Below are 17409 nucleotides of genomic sequence, written 5' to 3'. Positions count from 1 at the left end.
TGTGACGAGAGATGACGAGTCCACGCTATATTTTGATAAGTTTGGTAAAAATTTTAGCTGTCATTTTACTTGTACTCCTATTATTCATCATTGGAACAATGATCGGATATGGTTTGATTGGCGGTGGAAGTCCATTCAAGGTCTTTCAACCGAGCTTATGGTTGCATATCTTTGATTTCTTTAGTTAAGTGTGTACACTAGGTAACAGATAAGATAAAAAGAGGTTGTGGCAAAAGCGTACAGCTCCGAGAAATAAGCGCCAAAATCCGAAAATAGCTTTTCATATTTTTGGGTTTTGGCGCTTATTTCTGTAGGAATTGCTTTTAGAACACCGTTTATCCGGTTATAGGGGATGGTAAGTGGATGTATGACCAATCCTCTTTTTTATGGAGATGAAAATATGAAAAAGATTTTAATTTATTTAGTTCGAGGATATCAGCGTTTTATTTCACCTGCGTTCCCACCAAGTTGTCGGTATTATCCAACTTGTTCCAATTACATGATCCAAGCCATCCAAGTACATGGTGCGCTCAAAGGAACCCTAATGGGAACAGCACGCATCTTTCGTTGCCACCCATTTGTGAAAGGCGGTATCGATTATGTGCCTCGTAACTTTCGTTTGACGCGTAATAAAGAAGATCAATCGATGCCAGACTATAAAAAATACAAAAAATAGAGTCATTGATTTTTATTAGATGGGAGAAAGCGATGTTTCAACAATTGAACAAAAGTGACTTACCATGGGCGTTACTACTAGAAGCCGATCCTGATAAAAACAAAGTGATCGCTTATGTGACCAATGGCGATGGATTTATCTGGAAAGAGCAGGATGAAGTGATTGGTGTGCTTGTTTATGAAATCAGAGAAACGGAATGTGAAATCATGAATGTTTCTGTTGCTGATGCGCATCAAGGAAGTGGAATCGGTGGCAAGCTGATTGACCATGCACTCGAACAGTTGAGCAAAGAATGCAAACAACCAACAAAAATACTGATCCGTACAGGAAGTATCACGAATCCAGCGTTACATCTTTATCAGAAAAAAGGCTTTAAAGAAGTATCAAGAGAAAAGGATTACTTCATCAATAACTACCCAGAACCAATCTATGAAGAAGGAATACTTCTAAGAGATCAAGTCACTTTAGCCAAAGAATTATAGAATAAAAAGAAAGCGTTTCATAGTGAAACTAATGATGAAAAACTATTGAGGAGGAACAAATAAACATGGGGATTTTAGCATTCGACTTTGGCGGTTCAGCTGTCAAATATGGTTATTGGGAACAAGAAAAACTAACACATAAAGGTCAGTTCACAACACCAGCTACATGGAAAGAAATGAAAGCGCAACTATTGTTGGTATTCCAACAATTATCACAAGAAGTAGCAATCAGTGGGGTCGCCTTTAGTGCACCAGGTGTTGTGAATAGCCAACGACAAGTGATTGAAGGTATCAGCGCGATCCCTTATATCCATGGGTTTGATATTTATACTGAATTAGAGGAATTGTTTGGTCTGCCAGTTGCTATGGAAAATGATGCGAATTGCGCGGGAATGGCTGAGTTTTATGAAGGTGCTGCTCGTGGCTATCAAAATGTTGCTTTTGTAGTGATTGGTACAGGCGTAGGTGGTGCGATGTTCACTAATGGTGAATTGAATAAAGGCGCTCATCTTTATGGCGGAGAATTTGGCTTGATGTTTCTTAATGGGGAGCATACATTCAGTACATTAGGAACGGCAGTCCAAATGGCGTGGCGGTATTGTGAACGCAAAGGATTAGATAAACATACCTTTAGTGGAAAAGAAGTCTTTGAATTAGCAGAAAATGGTGATCCTCTCGCACAAGAAGAAGTTGAATCTTTTTATGATTATTTAACAAAAGGGTTATTTAGTATTCAATTTTCTTTTGATCCAGAAGTGATCGTATTGGGTGGCGGAATTTCTGCAAAAGAGGGATTACTGACAGAAATCAATCAACGGATGAAAAAATTGACGAATCATTTTGGGTTGAATGATTTTGATCCATTGATCACCCTGTGTGAGTATCGCAATGATGCGAACCTGATAGGGGCAGCAGCAAATTATCTAGCGCAACAAGAAGCAGGAAAATAAATTATCAAATAGAAGGCACGCAGTGAATGTTTTCTGCCGTTAAATGTGATAAACTATTGAGGAGGTGGGAAATAATGTCAAAAAAGAATAAAGATATTGAAGTGCGTACCGAAGAGATCAAAAAAACGATCAAAGGGAACACATATGAGGTAACGCAGTTATTTATTGGTAAAAAAATGATCGGTGAAATTTTAGCGTATGGCCCAAAAGAATTTGAGATTTTCTTGGGAGAAGAAGACTTTGGCAAAGAAAAAAGTCTTGAAAATGCGATAGAAACAGTAATTCGTCATTGGAATTTACACGAATAAAAAAATATCAAAAAAATTTTCAATAAAGGGTTGCAATCACTTGGAAAATTAGGTATTATAACTAAGTCAGGTTGATACAAACCTTTCGGAGGAGTAGCGAAGTGGCTAAACGCGACGGACTGTAAATCCGTTCCTTAGGGTTCAGTGGTTCGAATCCACTCTCCTCCATTTCATTGGGGTATAGCCAAGCGGTAAGGCAAGGGACTTTGACTCCCTCATGCGTTGGTTCGAATCCAGCTACCCCAGTTCCTAGAGTGATCAGTTGCAGATCACTCTTTTTTTTGTGTAAAACACCTTGTTTCTTGCTGATTTTGCTATTATAGGCTAGAGTAGATATAAGAAGAAAAAAAGGAGGCGGCACAAATGAAGTGGAAACAAAAAGTAGATGAAACAGCAGAAAAAATTTACGATATGATCAAATCGGAGAAGTACAATGTAGAGATCCATGTACCGAAAAAATCAGAAAAATTTGTCCAAATCAAAGCGAAACGTCCAACAAATCATACCAAAAAATGGTTGTCTAAAAATCGTTAAGAATAACAAAAGCTCTGAAGTTCACATAATCTTGTGTTCTTCAGAGCTTTTGTTATTTTTCAATCTCGATCCCTAAGACGGTCAAGTGACCATTTCCCACTAATTTGATGACTAAAGTAGCTAACTGCTGTGGTGTCATCTCGGTATCACTAGTGACCCACCAATGTAAAGTACCAGTAAAAATGGCAGTTATGTATTCTGTGATAAAGTCAATAGGTACTTCTAGTTCGTTCTCTGTGATTTTTAGACGATCAAAGATAGTGGCATATTTTTCTGATAAGAAAATTTTCAACTTTTTCCTGAAAAACTCGATCGAAGTGCCGTCCAAAGTCGTAATAAATATGGCTTTGTTCTCAGCCACCAATTGGTAAATTTGAGTTAAGGCGCGGTTGACCCGTTTCAGCTTCAATTTATTGCCTTCCATCAAGGGTTCCAAATCTAAGATCGAGGTAAATGTCTGGATAGCGATATGGAATAAATGCTCATAGAGATCTTGTTTATCTTTGAAATGAGCATAAAAAGTCGCACGATTGATCATTGCTTCATCGGCGATTTCTTGGATCGTGATTCGCTCCATACTTTTTGTTTCTAGTAAACGTAAGAACGCTTCAATAATCATTTTGTTGGTACGTTTCACTCGAAGATCGTTTTTCTTCATCATAAAAATCTCCTCACTTTTGGTCGACAAATCGCACACGATTGTTGTTTATCTCACAAACTGACGATTATTGCTTATTGCAATCGCTCTAAATCGTTTTAAAATAGATATATGTAGTATAACAGACGGTTTGTTCAATGTTCAACAAAGCGTTTTTTTAAGAAGGTGGCGAGACGATGAAAATGTACGGAGGTATCGATGTAGGTTCAACGACAGTAAAATTAGTGATTCTTGATAACCATGGCGAAACTCTTTTTGCTAAATACGAACGACATTATGCAGATATCAGAAAAGCAACCATCAACATATTAGAAGAAGCCAAAACAACCTTACAAGATCAGGGGATTGCTTTTGCCATCACTGGTTCTGGCGGTATGGGATTAGCGGAACATCTACAATTACCTTTTATCCAAGAAGTGATTGCATGTACAAAAACGATTGAAGAAAGGATTCCCGAAACAGATGTAGCAATTGAATTAGGGGGAGAAGATGCCAAAATTACTTTTTTTGGTTCTTCTTTAGAACAACGCATGAATGGTAGCTGCGCGGGAGGGACAGGCGCGTTTATTGATCAGATGGCAGCACTATTGAAAACCGATGCAAATGGGTTGAATGAACTAGCTAAAGCGTACCAACAGCTTTATCCAATTGCCTCTCGCTGTGGTGTATTCGCTAAAACGGATGTACAACCACTGATCAACGAAGGAGCGGCGAAAGCCGATATCGCTGCTAGTATTTTTCAAGCCGTCGTCAATCAAACAATCGCTGGTTTAGCAGCAGGCAGAAAGATCAAAGGAAAGGTCGCCTTTTTAGGTGGCCCACTTTACTTTATGTCCGAATTGCGCCAACGCTTTATTGAAACGCTTGGTCTATCGACAGAAGAAGTGATTTTTCCAGAAAATCCGCAACTATTCGTAGCATTAGGGGCAGCTTATCACGCAAAAACTTCAAAGGAAAAAACACTCAGTGAATTAATCCAGAAATTGAAAAGCCAAGAGCAAGAGTTGCTTCATCCATCTCGTTCTTTAGCGCCATTGTTTCAGAACGATCAAGAGTTAGCTGATTTTCGCAGCCGACACGAAAAAGCGAAGGTGCAAGAACGTGCGCTAGCTACCCATCAGGGGGTGGCTTTTCTAGGTATTGATGCTGGTTCGACAACGACGAAAGTCACCTTGATCAATCAATCAGGAGAGCTATTATTCTCATTTTATGGAAACAATGAAGGACAGCCTTTAGAAACAACCATCAACGTATTGAAAAATATGTATCAGCAAATGCCTAAAGACTGCTTTATCGGTAAAGCGGTAGTAACTGGCTATGGGGAAGCGTTGATCAAGAGTGCGTTGAAAATCGATATTGGCGAAGTTGAAACGATGGCGCATTATAAAGCAGCGAATTTTTTTCAACCAGGTGTCGATTTTATTTTAGACATTGGCGGACAAGACATGAAGGCAATGACGATCAAGGACGGTGCATTGTCCTCGATTCAATTGAACGAAGCCTGTTCTTCAGGTTGTGGTTCATTTATCGAAACATTTGCTAAGTCATTAGGTTATGGAATCCAAGATTTTGCGGTTGCTGCTATTTCAGCCAAGAACCCTGTGGACTTAGGTTCCAGATGTACGGTCTTCATGAATTCAAAGGTCAAGCAAGTCCAAAAAGAAGGCGCTTCTGTTGGAGACATCTCGGCTGGTCTATCTTATTCTGTGATCAAAAATGCGATCTACAAAGTGATCAAAATCAGAAAACCAGAAGATCTAGGCAATAAGATCGTGTGCCAAGGTGGAACCTTTTACAACGATGCAGTCTTGCGAGCATTTGAAACAATCAGTGGACGAGAAGTTGTTCGTCCTTCTATCGCAGGATTGATGGGTGCATATGGGGCTTCTTTGATTGCTTTGGAAGAATATCAAAAAGGGGAAATAAGTGAAGTACTCTCATTCGAAGAATTGTCTCAGTTGACGACAGAAAAAGAATTGACGCACTGTGGGTTGTGTGAGAACAATTGCCTATTGACGGTCACTTTATTTTCTGATGGTCGGAAATTGATTTCTGGTAATCGTTGTGAACGTGGGGCACAGATCAAAATCAAAAAAGCCGATAAGAAAATAAATTTAGTGGCTGAAAAATCTCGGCAATTATTCCGTTACCGTCCATTAAGAAAAACAGAAGCGGTCAACGGGGAAATCGGGATTCCAAGAGTATTGAATATGTATGAAAACTTTCCTCTTTGGCAGACTTTCTTTCGTACTTTAGGCTTTCGAGTAGTCTTATCCCCTCGTTCGAGTAAGGAAATCTACGAACAAGGGATCGACACGATTTCCAGTGATACCGTCTGCTATCCAGCAAAACTGGTGCATGGCCATATCCAGTCACTGATCGATGCTGGTGTTCCCTGTATTTTTTATCCGGGCGTGATCTTTGAGCAAAAGGAGAACAACCAAGCGGACAATCATTTTAATTGTCCCATCGTTCAAAGTTATCCAGATGTCATCAAAAATAATGTCGATGCGATTCGGGAAGGACGGATCGATTACCGTCAGCCGTTTTTGAATCTAGCGAACGAAGCATCAGTGGCAAAGACGTTACACCAAACATTTTCTGATTATGGATTTTCAGAAGATCAAATAAAAGAAGCCTTACACCAAGGATATGAAGCATTAGCCGATTTTAAAAAAGAGATTCAGCAAAAAGGAGAAGAAACCTTGAGGATGCTACATCAGAACAATGAACGTGGCATCGTCCTCGCAGGTCGACCTTACCATCTAGATCCGGAAATCAACCATGGGATTGCAGAATTGATCACACAAGAGGGCTTCCATGTCTTGACAGAAGATAGCATCGCTCATCTAGGAGATGTTGGGCAATTACGAGTAGTGAATCAATGGGTCTATCAATCAAGGTTATATGCCGCCGCCCGAGTCGTTGCCAAATCTAAGGAGTTGGAGCTGGTACAACTGAACTCTTTCGGGTGTGGGATCGATGCAGTCACGACGGATCAGGTAGAAGAGATCATGGCGCAATATGGCAAGTTATACACAGTTTTGAAAATTGATGAAGGCGCAAATTTAGGTGCCATCAGGATACGCTTGCGCTCATTAAAAGCTGCGGTCAATGCACGAACCAAACAACATTTTCAACCAACAAAACAATTTCTGACACCAGAAAAAATCACCTTTACCAAAGAAATGAAGAAAACACATACCTTGTTGTTGCCGATGTTAAGTCCTATCCATCAATCTGGTTTAGTTGATGTTGCTCTAAAATCCTCGGGATATCAAGTCGTTTGTTTGCCAAGTGAAAGTGGCAGTGCTGTTGATGTTGGGTTGAAGTACGTCAATAATGACGCGTGCTATCCGGCAATCATTTCGATTGGGCAAATAGTCGAGGCGTTAGAAAGTGGAATATATGACTTGAATCATACCAGTGTGATGATGACCCAAACGGGAGGGGGGTGCCGAGCGACCAATTATATCCCATTACTTCGCAAGGCGCTTGATGAAGCTGGCTTCCCACAGATACCCGTAGTTTCAGTGTCTTTCGGCAATCAAGGGGTGGAATCTTCTCCTGGCTTTACGTTCACATTGCCTTTGTTGAAACGTTTAGCTGTTGCTTTTTTATATGGCGATCTTTTTGAACGAGTCGTTTACCGCACTCGACCGTACGAGATAGAAAAAGGAATGATTGATGAAATGCACCATCGCTGGCTTGAACGAGTGGAGCGCAATGTCAAAAATGGATCTTTGACACACTTCAACCGAAATATGGCAAAAATCATCCATGATTTTGATACGGTCCCGCTAACGAATCAAACCAAACCTAAAGTAGGTATTGTTGGAGAGATTTTAGTCAAGTATTCACCTACAGCTAATAATGATATTGTCCGTTTATTAGAAGAGGAAGGTGCCGAAGTCGTTGTTCCTGATATCATGGGCTTTATGAATTATTCGATATACAACCAAATCTGGAAATATGAACATTTAGGTCATTCGAAAAAAAGCAAATGGGTCGCGCAGTTTCTTATCCGCTTGATTGAATATGTTGTAAAGCCAATGGATAAAGCATTAAGGAAATCACAACGCTTTGATGGAATAACACCAATTCATCAATTAGCAGAGGAAGCAAGCCAGATTTTATCAATTGGCAATCAGACTGGTGAAGGCTGGTTTTTAACCGGTGAGATGATTGAATTGTTGGAAAATGATGTGCCTAATATCGTTTGTATGCAACCATTTGGCTGTCTACCGAATCATGTCGTAGGCAAAGGGGTATTCAAAGAGCTTCGTCATCGTTACCCAAAAGCCAACATTACGGCAATCGATTATGACCCAGGTGCTTCCGTAGTCAATCAATTGAATCGAATCCGTTTGATGATGGCAACGGCCATGAAAACATTGGATCAATGATTAGTTGGGTGAACTTGAGCCAGCCTTTTTTGATTCTGTCGTTTCCGAGCAAGAATAGTAAGGGCTTGTTACTTTAATTACTTATTGAATAAGAGTGAATGATCATAGTTCTCTATCCAAACGCTATTATGTCGGAGGGCAAGGCAGTGGAATGAACCGCATGATGGGCTCTTTTTTGTTGAGAATTAGGTATATACCAGTTATAATAAAATAGAAATGAAAGGACGGGTAGATGTTATGTCGAATCAATTACCGGTATATATACAAATTCACGATCAAATCAAAAGTGAAATCGAGCAAGGCGTCTGGAAAATTGGAGATCGTCTTCCTTCAGAAAGAGAATTAGCCATCAAGTTCAATGTTAGTCGAATGACTTTAAGACAAGCAATCCAAAACTTAGCCGATGAAGGAATCCTTGAAAGAAAAATTGGATCAGGTACCTACGTGGCACGAGAAAAAGTCCAAGAAAAGATGTCTGGTGCAACCAGTTTTACCGAAATCATGGAATCACAAAATCGTGTACCATCCAGTCGAACGATTTCTTATTTTCTAACGTCACCAAGTTCGAGTGAAATGGAGAAATTGCAACTAAAAAAAGATGATACTATCTTACGAATGGAACGTATTCGTTTTGCTGATGATATCCCGATTTGCTTTGAAATTGCGAGTATTCCGCAAAAAATCATCGACGGATACAGCAAAGCAGAAATTACGGAGTCATTGTACCGAACACTCGAAGAAAAAAGAGGAAACAAGATTGGTGCGGCGAAACAAACAATTTCAGCAGTCTTAGCTTCAGAAAAAATTGCTGAATATTTAGAGGTCAAGCGAGGAGATGCCGTTTTACGTTTAAGACAGATTTCTTACTTTGAAGATGGCACGCCATTTGAATACGTACGTACCCAATATGTCGGCGACCGCTTTGAGTTTTATTTAGAAAGATGATCGTTCATATTGAATAAAAAGACCAGAGAATAGTCATCGGCATAGCTGCCTTCTATTCTTTGGTCTTTTTCTCTATGATCAGGCTCATTCTCTTGCTTGAATGAGTTGTTCATGATAAGAAACAGCGCCTTCAGTAAATGTCACTTGACCGCTCAAAAGTTCAATGATTGCTTCTTGGAAAGCAGAGACCTCTTTTTCATTGATCATGCAAACAACGATGACTTTTTCTGTATAGCGGATTTCTTTCACATTCACCTGCTGGAGTGCCAAGAAGTTTTCTATTTTTCCTAGCTGGGGATAGGTAACATGAATCGATAGTTCTTGTTGCAATGTCCCTTCAACGATGCCAATTTCTTGTAATGCGTGGGAAACTGAGTGCGCATATGCACGAATCAAGCCGCCTGCACCTAACTTGATCCCGCCGAAATAACGAGTCACAACAGCTGCAACATTGATTAGTTCATTTTTTTTGATGACTTCTAGCATCGGCACGCCAGCAGTTCCACTCGGTTCACCATCATCGCTACTTCGTTGAATCTCATTTTTTTCACCAATCACGAACGCACTACAATTATGATTGGCTTTCCAATGTTCTTTTTTTGTTTCTTGGATAAATTGTTTTGCTTCTTCTTCCGTTTCAACTCGCTTCAGTGAGCAGATAAAACGTGATTTTTTTATTTCAAGCTCACTTTGACCATTTTCTTTGATCGTGTAATAACGTTCTAACATCTGTTTCACTACTTTCATTATTTGTTCTCGTCTCTTTTCAAGTATAGAGAATTTTTTTCTGCATGACAATTATGTTAATAGTTGCTTAACGAAGGGAATATGGGATAATAAAGAAAAGTGAGGTGCGTAACATGAAAGAACGAGTCAAAAAGTATGATGCCATCACTCATTATTTAAAGACAAATGGTGGCTCTCAAATCACGCTGACATTTACTCAAATCGATGAGTTGCTTTTTCCAAGTAGTGCCTTGCCCCGTTCTGCACGAGAAAGTACGGATTGGTGGGCGAACGATTATAAACATCCTGAAAAAGGAGCCTATGGCTGGATCAATGCTGGCTATGAAGTAGTGGTCATCAATTTAGAAAAAGAATTTATCGTATTCAATCAATTAGTCAAATCCAGTTGGTTGTTTGACGAATAACTACTTTTCATCTGTTGATCGGATCACTCGATTCAAGTCCAAATTTAGCTCTAGCTACATATATCAGTATGATCTGAGTCCGGAAGTTTCTGTAAAAGAAATGGCACGCTGACTCAGTTTCATACTTTTTTTGTTTTCCATTAAAATCTTAGAGCTGGCTGATTCGTTTACTGGCTATTTTTCTAATTTGATCAAATACGATTTATTTTGCATGAAAGATTTCTTTTTTGGCGTATCTATTTTACGAAGGGAGAGAAGCGCACATGCAAGCAGAGGATTTTTATGGGAGACGCTTGTTAACTAGAGAAGTATCTGGGAATGAACATTACTATAAAAAATTGAACTATGAAATGGTCGATGCAGTCACAATAAAAAAGAAGCAGCTTTATTGCAATCGTTGCAGTCAAACAACTCCATTGCAAGAAGCGAAAATCAATGAATCTAGCTATTACTGTCCCCACTGTTTGTTATTAGGGCGTTGCGATACACAACAACAGCTCTACTTATTCGAACAACCAAATGGGAAAAAACGTCATATAAATGACTGTTGGGAAGGTCAGCTGACAACATTACAACAGCAAATTTCGGATGATCTATGTGAACGATCGGGTGAGCATTTGGTTTGGGCAGTTACAGGTTCAGGCAAGACGGAGATGCTTTACGCCAGTATCCGCGCTACCTTAGCTAAAGGTGGGAGAGTTGCTATCGCCTCACCAAGGATCGATGTTTGTCAGGAATTAAACCTACGACTAAGAAAGGTCTTCCCAGAAGAAACGATCCGCTTGCTTCATGGGAAAGCAGAAGAACCTTATCGTTCTGGTTCTTTAGTGATTTGTACGACGCATCAGTTGTATCGTTTTTACCGAGCATTTGCTCTTTTAGTAGTAGATGAAGTGGATGCTTATCCATTTGTGGGGGATCAAGGGTTAGCTTATGCAGTGGAAACCGCGCTACAAAGAAATGGCCAACTGATATATTTAAGTGCGACACCCGATGACCAGTTATTGAAAAAAAGCCGAACAGCTATGACTGTTCATCAGTTGGCTTTACGCTTTCATCAACGATTATTGCCAGAACCGAAACTGCTTTTTTGGGATCAGTGGGCAAATCGCTGTTTGCACCCAAAAAAGAATCAACGATTGTGTCGCTTGATCCAAGAGCTAGTCAAAGAAAACCATGTGCTATTATTTTGCCCGAGTATCTCCTTAATGGAACAATTGGAAAAACAATTAAAAAAACAACTGTCTTGTCGTATGACATCCGCCTCTTCTAAAGATGAAGCACGTAGTAGAAAAGTCCAAAATATGAGAGAGCAACAATACGATGTCTTTTTGACCACGATGATCTTAGAGCGTGGGGTAACATTTGAACGGATCTCCGTCATTGTTTTAGGCGCCGACCATCCAGTCTTCAGCAAATCTTCACTAGTCCAAATCGCAGGGCGTGCCGATCGAAAGGGAGGATTCACGAATAGTCAGGTCTATTTTTTCTATGAAGAAAAGACACCTGCCATCGCAAAAGCGTGTAAAGAAATCAAACAAATGAATAAAAAAGGAAAAGAGCAACGAGATGAATTGCGTATACTGTAAGAAAACCTTTAGTAGAAATATAACAATTGGCGAATTGCTTGGACTGAAAAAAATCGCGAGATGTTGCCAGGAGTGTCAATGTTTATTCCAACGAATACAACAGGAGAGTAGCTATCAGTGCGAGGGATGCCAAAAAGTAGTGAATAGACAGGCTGTCGATCAGCATGACTATTGCCGAGATTGTTTGAGTTGGCAAACGCGTTACCCTGACTATCCTTTTTGTCATCGTGCGTTCTTTCATTATGATCAAGCGTTCCAAACTTGGCTCAAACAGTATAAATTCATGGGTGATATCCAGTTGGCGCATACCTTTAGCGTAGAGTTGCAAGAATTGCGAAAACAGTACAAATCGTTTGTTTTTTGTCCAATCCCATTGTCTACAGAAAGGATCAACGAAAGAGGATTCAACCAAGTGAGTGAACTATTGAGAGCTGCAGGGCTTCCTTTTCAAGAATTGCTGATCAGAGGAAAACATCATACACCACAAGCCAAGAAAACAAGAGCGCAACGTTTGTCTACATCACAACCATTTGTTTATCAGCCATCTACACTGAAAATCAAAGGGGAAAATATCTTACTGATCGATGATGTTTATACGACTGGCCAGACGATGTTCCATGCAGCGACCTGCCTATTGGCGCAGTCACCCAATAAAGTACAGACGTTCTCACTTGCTAGATAAGCTTTTTGTAGAAACAGCAGTAAAATGACAGCGATTTAGTTTGCAAATGCTTACGAGTTCGATATAATGGAAGTAAGAAGAGGGAAAGAGTGGTCCTTCTCCTTCTTGATTGTGGTAGATGAAAGGGGTAGTTTTTATGTTTAGATATAATGTACGCGGCGAAAATATCGAAGTAACTGAAGCGATTCGTGACTACGTAGAGAAAAAAGTAGGAAAATTAGAACGTTATTTCAGCGATGCTCCCGATGCTACGGCGCATGTGAATTTAAAAGTTTATACTGAAAAAACAGCAAAAGTGGAAGTTACGATTCCATTACCTTATCTCGTATTACGTGCCGAAGAAACTTCACCAGATCTATATGCAAGTATTGATTTGGTTGTTGATAAATTGGAACGTCAAATCCGCAAATTCAAAACAAAAATCAATCGCAAATCTCGTGAAACTGGTTTGAATACAGCAAATGCGGCGGTTATGTTCAATAATGAAGACGAAGAAGAAAATGAGTCTGAATTAGATATCGTGCGTACAAAACGCCTGTCATTGAAACCAATGGACAGCGAAGAAGCTGTTTTACAAATGAATATGTTAGGCCATAACTTTTTCATCTTTGAAGATGCAGAAACGAATGGTACAAGCATTGTTTACCGTCGTAAAGATGGCAAATATGGATTGATCGAAACTGATTGAGAAATAACGAAATAATAACATGAGAAAAACTTGCAGTGGTCTCTAATGACTACTGCAAGCTTTTTTTTCGGATTGAATAGATAAAAAAGAATATGAAATAATTATGAAGATATCACTTTAATTGTCTTAAGTTATTTCATTTATCCACAACTAATGATAAAATAAGAAACAGAGTCTACATAGTTTGGATATTATATAAAAGGAGATTAAACAACGCATGGCCAATTTTATTCGTTCGATTATCGAAAATGATAAGAAAGAACTAAAACGTTTAGAAAATATTGTAAAAAAAATCGAAGCTCATGCTGATGATATGGCAGCATTAACAGATGAACAATTAAAAGCAAAGACAACCGAATTTAAGGAAAGATATAAAAAAGGGGAAACATTAGATCAACTTTTACCAGAAGCTTTCGCAGTCGTTCGTGAAGCAGCAAAACGCGTATTAGGATTGTACCCTTACCCTGTGCAGTTGATGGGGGGGATCGTCCTTCATGATGGAAATATTCCAGAGATGCGTACCGGTGAAGGGAAAACCTTGACTGCTACGATGCCTGTTTATTTAAATGCTTTGACAGGAGAAGGCGTTCACGTAGTTACTGTCAATGAATACTTGTCTACCCGTGACTCCAATGAGATGGGTGAGTTATACAACTTCTTAGGTTTGACAGTTGGTTTGAATATCAATTCAAAATCAGCAGATGAAAAACGTGAAGCCTACAATTGTGATATTACGTATAGTACAAACAACGAGCTAGGGTTTGACTATTTGAGAGACAACATGGTCGTTTATCGTCATCAAATGGTACAACGTCCATTGAACTATGCGATCGTCGATGAAGTCGATTCGATCTTGATCGATGAAGCAAGAACGCCATTGATCATTTCTGGACAAGCAGAAAAGTCAACTGCGTTATATACGCGTGCTGATAACTTTGTCAAACGATTGAAAGAAGAAGAAGATTATAAAATCGATGTTCAATCAAAAACGATCAGCTTGACTGAAGCGGGAATTGAAAAAGCCGAAGAAACTTTCGGTTTAGATAACTTATATGATATTGAAAATTCTGCTTTAACGCATCATATCGATCAATCATTACGCGCAAACTATATCATGATTTTAGATATCGACTATGTGGTCCAAGATGGAAAAGTAATGATCGTTGACCAATTTACTGGTCGTATCATGGATGGACGCCGTTATTCTGATGGCTTACACCAAGCGATTGAAGCCAAAGAAGGCGTGGAGATCGAAGATGAAACAAAAACGATGGCATCGATCACATTCCAAAACTATTTCCGTATGTATAAGAAATTATCTGGTATGACAGGGACAGCGAAGACAGAAGAAGAAGAGTTTAGAGAAATCTACAACATCCAAGTCATTCAAATCCCTACAAATCGTCCGGTCATTCGTGATGATCGTCCAGATTTGTTATATCCGACATTGACAAGCAAATTCAATGCAGTCGTTCAAGATATCAAAGATCGTTACCGCAAAGGACAACCTGTTCTTGTAGGTACTGTCGCTGTTGAAACGTCTGAATTGCTTTCTGATTTATTGAACCGAGAACGCGTCCCTCATGAAGTACTAAATGCCAAAAACCACTTTAAAGAAGCCGAAATCATCATGAATGCTGGTCAAAAAGGAGCAGTTACGATTGCAACGAACATGGCTGGTCGTGGTACGGATATCAAGTTAGGTCTAGGTGTTCGTGAGTTGGGTGGATTAGCCGTTATTGGTACAGAACGTCACGAATCAAGACGTATCGATAACCAGTTACGTGGACGTGCCGGTCGTCAAGGAGATCCAGGGATGTCACAATTCTACTTGTCTCTTGAAGATGACTTGATGAAACGATTCGGTTCAGAACGAATCAAAGCTTTCTTGGAACGCATGAAGATCGGTGAAGAAGATGCAGTGATCCAAAGTAAGATGTTGTCGAAACAAGTTGAATCTGCGCAAAAACGTGTAGAAGGAAACAACTACGACACACGTAAAAACGTTCTTCAATACGATGACGTGATGCGTGAACAACGTGAAGTCATCTATAAACAACGTCAAGACGTCATCATGGAAGAAACAAGTCTATCTGAACCATTGATGAATATGGTCAAACGAACGATCAGTCGAGTAGTAGATGCACATACTCAACTTGAAAAGGAAAACTGGAACCTTGAAGGGATCGTTGACTTTGCTGGTAGTACACTTGTTCATGAAGACAGTATTTCATTGGCTGATCTAGAAGGCAAGACACCGCAACAAATCAAAGAATTCTTAAATGAAAAAGCACAAGAAATCTTTAATACGAAAGCTTCACAACTAAATGGACCTGAGCAATTACTTGAGTTTGAAAAAGTCGTGATCTTACGTGTTGTCGATTCAAAATGGACAGACCACATCGATGCAATGGATCAATTACGTCAATCGATCGGACTACGTGCTTACGGACAAAACAATCCACTTGTCGAATATCAAACAGAAGGCTACAAAATGTTTGAAGACATGATTGGTGCAATCGAATACGAAGTAACACGTATCTTTATGAAAGCGGAGATCCGTCAAAACGTCCAACGTGAACAAGTATCTCAAGGACAGCCTGTTCAACCAACAGAAGGCGGCGCGAAAGAAAACAGTCGATTGAATGTGAAATCACAGCCTGTCAGTGTCAATAAAGTTGGTCGTAATGACCCTTGTCCATGTGGCAGTGGTAAAAAATTCAAAAATTGTCACGGCAAGAATGAAATGTAATCTTTCCTATTGAAAGAAATCGTTCATACTGAACAATAAGATTTGATCAATTCAGAAAAGGAACTCCCCTCATATGAGAGTGATCGTTCCTTTTCACAAACTAAAATAGATAGGGAATCTTAAAGCACTATTTTTTGTTTTATGACTTCCCTGAGGTCAAACAGTACTGAGCCTCAAGAAATAAGGTGGAATCCGCAAAAATCGTTCGTTGAATTTTTGTGGATTCCACCTTATTTCCGAAGAGGTTACTTTTGGGACACACTACCATTAAGAACGGAATGAAAAAGGGAAAGTGGCAAGCTTGTCGCATCTTATTCTTTCTGTTCGTTCAAGATTCTGGTAGACTAAACAATGAAGATTAGACAGAAAGAAGGAAATCGAAATGGAAATTTCTGAAATTCGAAACCTCCTAACCGAAATGCAAGAGAAAGTCACAAGTTTTAGGGGGTCTCTTTGACTTAGATCAGCTGGAAGAAGATATTGCTGAAGCAGAAGCAAAAATGGCTGAACCAGGTTTTTGGGATGATAGTGAAGCTGCACAAAAAGTGATCAATGAAAATAATGCAAACAAAGAAACCTATGATCAGTTCAATGAACTCGCACAAGAGCTAGAAGAACTAGAATTGATGGTGGAAATGTTACAAGAAGAGCCAGATGCGCAAATGCAAGAAGAAGCACAAGAGCGAATCAGTGCGTTAGCTGAAAAGATGACGACTTACGAATTAGCCATGTTACTAGACGGACCTTATGACCGCAATAACGCCATCGTCGAGCTGCATCCAGGTGCTGGGGGAACAGAATCTCAAGACTGGGGAAGTATGTTGTTACGAATGTACACCCGTTGGTCAGAGCAACACAACTACCAAGTGGAAATGTTAGATTACCAGGCTGGTGATGAAGCTGGAATCAAAAGTGTGACATTATTGATCAAAGGGCATAATGCTTATGGTTATTTGAAATCAGAAAAAGGCGTTCACCGTCTGGTTCGGATCTCGCCATTTGATTCGGCGAAACGTCGACATACGTCATTCTGTTCGGTCGATGTCATGCCAGAATTAGATGACATGATCGACATCGAGATCAATCCTGATGATTTGAAGATCGACACTTACCGAGCAAGTGGAGCGGGTGGACAGCATATCAACAAAACAGAATCTGCTGTACGGATCACGCATTTGCCAACAGGAACGGTCGTTGCCAGTCAGGCACAACGCTCACAATTAAAAAACCGTGAACAAGCGATGGGGATGCTGAAAGCAAAACTTTATCAATTGGAAGTTGAAAAGAAAGAACAAGAAGCAGCTGCATTACGTGGGGAACAAATGGAAATCGGCTGGGGCTCACAGATCCGTTCTTATGTTTTCCATCCGTATTCGATGGTCAAAGATCATCGGACCAATGTGGAAACTGGAAATGTCCAAGCGGTGATGGATGGCGAGTTAGACCCATTCATCGATGGCTATTTAAAAATGCATATATAGTATGCTTACGATTAGTAGTAAATTGAAATAAAATTGTAAGATTTCGAAAGCAAGCTGAAACATTCCCATGCTATAATGACTAAAGACTGAAAAGATATGGAGAGAAC

16 protein-coding genes and 2 tRNA genes are annotated in these 17409 nt (G+C 39.7%); 16 read left to right on the top strand and 2 right to left on the bottom strand.

Features of this window, described 5'->3' with window-relative positions; all coding sequences use genetic code 11:
• Positions 1-11: 11 nt before the first annotated feature.
• The 8 genes from IGI79_RS09810 to IGI79_RS09775 all read left to right on the top strand — a co-directional run bounded on the left by IGI79_RS09810 (position 12) and on the right by IGI79_RS09775 (position 2950).
• A complete protein-coding gene (locus IGI79_RS09810; RefSeq protein WP_010734895.1) occupies positions 12-188 on the top strand; it encodes a DNA-directed RNA polymerase subunit beta in 177 nt (58 codons plus the stop codon).
• 212 nt (positions 189-400) lie between these two features.
• The gene (yidD, locus tag IGI79_RS09805; RefSeq protein WP_010734896.1) at positions 401-676 is read left to right on the top strand and encodes a membrane protein insertion efficiency factor YidD; all 276 of its coding nucleotides are present in this window, start codon (positions 401-403) and stop codon (positions 674-676) included.
• Between the two features lie 32 nt (positions 677-708).
• Entirely contained in the window at positions 709-1158 is a 450-nt protein-coding gene (locus IGI79_RS09800; protein ID WP_104776153.1) for a GNAT family N-acetyltransferase, read from the top strand.
• Positions 1159-1223: 65 nt separating this feature from the next.
• Positions 1224-2108 carry an ROK family protein gene (locus IGI79_RS09795; RefSeq protein WP_065095665.1) on the top strand — a complete coding sequence of 295 codons (885 nt, stop codon included), beginning with the start codon at positions 1224-1226 and terminating at the stop codon, positions 2106-2108.
• A gap of 74 nt (positions 2109-2182) precedes the next feature.
• Positions 2183-2416 carry a DUF2969 domain-containing protein gene (locus IGI79_RS09790; protein WP_010734899.1) on the top strand — a complete coding sequence of 78 codons (234 nt, stop codon included), beginning with the start codon at positions 2183-2185 and terminating at the stop codon, positions 2414-2416.
• Between the two features lie 87 nt (positions 2417-2503).
• Positions 2504-2584 (top strand) — tRNA-Tyr (locus IGI79_RS09785).
• Between the two features lie 6 nt (positions 2585-2590).
• Positions 2591-2662 (top strand) — tRNA-Gln (locus IGI79_RS09780).
• A gap of 117 nt (positions 2663-2779) precedes the next feature.
• Positions 2780-2950 (top strand): hypothetical protein, encoded by a 171-nt coding sequence (locus tag IGI79_RS09775; protein ID WP_010734900.1) that lies wholly within the window; start codon positions 2780-2782, stop codon positions 2948-2950.
• A 52-nt stretch (positions 2951-3002) separates the two neighbouring features.
• Here the strand turns inward: IGI79_RS09775 and IGI79_RS09770 are convergent, their stop codons facing one another.
• Positions 3003-3611 (bottom strand): TetR/AcrR family transcriptional regulator, encoded by a 609-nt coding sequence (locus IGI79_RS09770; protein WP_029594141.1) that lies wholly within the window; start codon positions 3609-3611, stop codon positions 3003-3005.
• Positions 3612-3784: 173 nt separating this feature from the next.
• Between IGI79_RS09770 and IGI79_RS09765 the strand changes: the two genes are divergently transcribed.
• Together IGI79_RS09765 and IGI79_RS09760 are read left to right on the top strand one after the other, a co-directional pair.
• Positions 3785-8014: a 2-hydroxyacyl-CoA dehydratase gene (locus IGI79_RS09765; RefSeq protein WP_195274229.1), complete on the top strand. Its 4230-nt coding sequence runs from the start codon at positions 3785-3787 to the stop codon at positions 8012-8014.
• Positions 8015-8251: 237 nt separating this feature from the next.
• Positions 8252-8959, top strand: coding sequence for a GntR family transcriptional regulator (locus IGI79_RS09760; RefSeq protein WP_010734905.1), 708 nt, complete (start codon positions 8252-8254; stop codon positions 8957-8959).
• Between the two features lie 84 nt (positions 8960-9043).
• Here IGI79_RS09760 and IGI79_RS09755 read toward each other — a convergent pair whose 3' ends face one another.
• Positions 9044-9688: a YigZ family protein gene (locus IGI79_RS09755; protein ID WP_438846071.1), complete on the bottom strand. Its 645-nt coding sequence runs from the start codon at positions 9686-9688 to the stop codon at positions 9044-9046.
• Between the two features lie 131 nt (positions 9689-9819).
• Between IGI79_RS09755 and IGI79_RS09750 the strand changes: the two genes are divergently transcribed.
• The 6 genes from IGI79_RS09750 to prfB all read left to right on the top strand — a co-directional run bounded on the left by IGI79_RS09750 (position 9820) and on the right by prfB (position 17302).
• Complete coding sequence (locus tag IGI79_RS09750; RefSeq protein WP_010734907.1) at positions 9820-10110, top strand: DUF7662 domain-containing protein; 291 nt, start codon at positions 9820-9822, stop codon at positions 10108-10110.
• 263 nt (positions 10111-10373) lie between these two features.
• The gene (locus IGI79_RS09745; protein ID WP_195274231.1) at positions 10374-11699 is read left to right on the top strand and encodes a DEAD/DEAH box helicase; all 1326 of its coding nucleotides are present in this window, start codon (positions 10374-10376) and stop codon (positions 11697-11699) included.
• 139 nt (positions 11700-11838) lie between these two features.
• The gene (locus tag IGI79_RS09740; RefSeq protein WP_317742866.1) at positions 11839-12381 is read left to right on the top strand and encodes a ComF family protein; all 543 of its coding nucleotides are present in this window, start codon (positions 11839-11841) and stop codon (positions 12379-12381) included.
• Positions 12382-12517: 136 nt separating this feature from the next.
• Positions 12518-13069, top strand: a complete 552-nt coding sequence (hpf, locus tag IGI79_RS09735; RefSeq protein ID WP_010734910.1) for a ribosome hibernation-promoting factor, HPF/YfiA family — start codon at positions 12518-12520, stop codon at positions 13067-13069.
• 217 nt (positions 13070-13286) lie between these two features.
• Positions 13287-15821: a preprotein translocase subunit SecA gene (gene secA / locus IGI79_RS09730; protein ID WP_195475775.1), complete on the top strand. Its 2535-nt coding sequence runs from the start codon at positions 13287-13289 to the stop codon at positions 15819-15821.
• A gap of 382 nt (positions 15822-16203) precedes the next feature.
• Positions 16204-17302, top strand: a protein-coding gene (gene prfB / locus IGI79_RS09725) for a peptide chain release factor 2 (RefSeq protein ID WP_195274237.1) whose coding sequence is annotated in 2 segments (ribosomal slippage) — positions 16204-16275 and positions 16277-17302 — 1098 coding nt in all. Because the reading frame shifts where the segments join, the coding sequence is not laid out codon by codon here.
• Positions 17303-17409: the final 107 nt, after the last annotated feature.

The sequence above is a fragment of the Enterococcus sp. AZ084 genome, from assembly GCF_051714905.1.
Lineage (GTDB): Bacteria > Bacillota > Bacilli > Lactobacillales > Enterococcaceae > Enterococcus_B > Enterococcus_B pernyi.
The sequence above is the reverse complement of the archived record's forward strand: the minus strand, read 5'-3'. Positions and strand labels throughout refer to the sequence as shown.

Bases quoted from the DNA above. Each gene is read 5' to 3' on its own strand.
- IGI79_RS09810 (WP_010734895.1), top strand. From the start codon at position 12: ATGACGAGTCCACGCTATATTTTGATAAGTTTGGTAAAAATTTTAGCT.
- yidD (WP_010734896.1), top strand. From the start codon at position 401: ATGAAAAAGATTTTAATTTATTTAGTTCGAGGATATCAGCGTTTTATT.
- IGI79_RS09800 (WP_104776153.1), top strand. From the start codon at position 709: ATGTTTCAACAATTGAACAAAAGTGACTTACCATGGGCGTTACTACTA.
- IGI79_RS09795 (WP_065095665.1), top strand. From the start codon at position 1,224: ATGGGGATTTTAGCATTCGACTTTGGCGGTTCAGCTGTCAAATATGGT.
- IGI79_RS09790 (WP_010734899.1), top strand. From the start codon at position 2,183: ATGTCAAAAAAGAATAAAGATATTGAAGTGCGTACCGAAGAGATCAAA.
- IGI79_RS09775 (WP_010734900.1), top strand. From the start codon at position 2,780: ATGAAGTGGAAACAAAAAGTAGATGAAACAGCAGAAAAAATTTACGAT.
- IGI79_RS09770 (WP_029594141.1), bottom strand. From the start codon at position 3,611: ATGATGAAGAAAAACGATCTTCGAGTGAAACGTACCAACAAAATGATT.
- IGI79_RS09765 (WP_195274229.1), top strand. From the start codon at position 3,785: ATGAAAATGTACGGAGGTATCGATGTAGGTTCAACGACAGTAAAATTA.
- IGI79_RS09760 (WP_010734905.1), top strand. From the start codon at position 8,252: ATGTCGAATCAATTACCGGTATATATACAAATTCACGATCAAATCAAA.
- IGI79_RS09755 (WP_438846071.1), bottom strand. From the start codon at position 9,688: ATGTTAGAACGTTATTACACGATCAAAGAAAATGGTCAAAGTGAGCTT.
- IGI79_RS09750 (WP_010734907.1), top strand. From the start codon at position 9,820: ATGAAAGAACGAGTCAAAAAGTATGATGCCATCACTCATTATTTAAAG.
- IGI79_RS09745 (WP_195274231.1), top strand. From the start codon at position 10,374: ATGCAAGCAGAGGATTTTTATGGGAGACGCTTGTTAACTAGAGAAGTA.
- hpf (WP_010734910.1), top strand. From the start codon at position 12,518: ATGTTTAGATATAATGTACGCGGCGAAAATATCGAAGTAACTGAAGCG.
- secA (WP_195475775.1), top strand. From the start codon at position 13,287: ATGGCCAATTTTATTCGTTCGATTATCGAAAATGATAAGAAAGAACTA.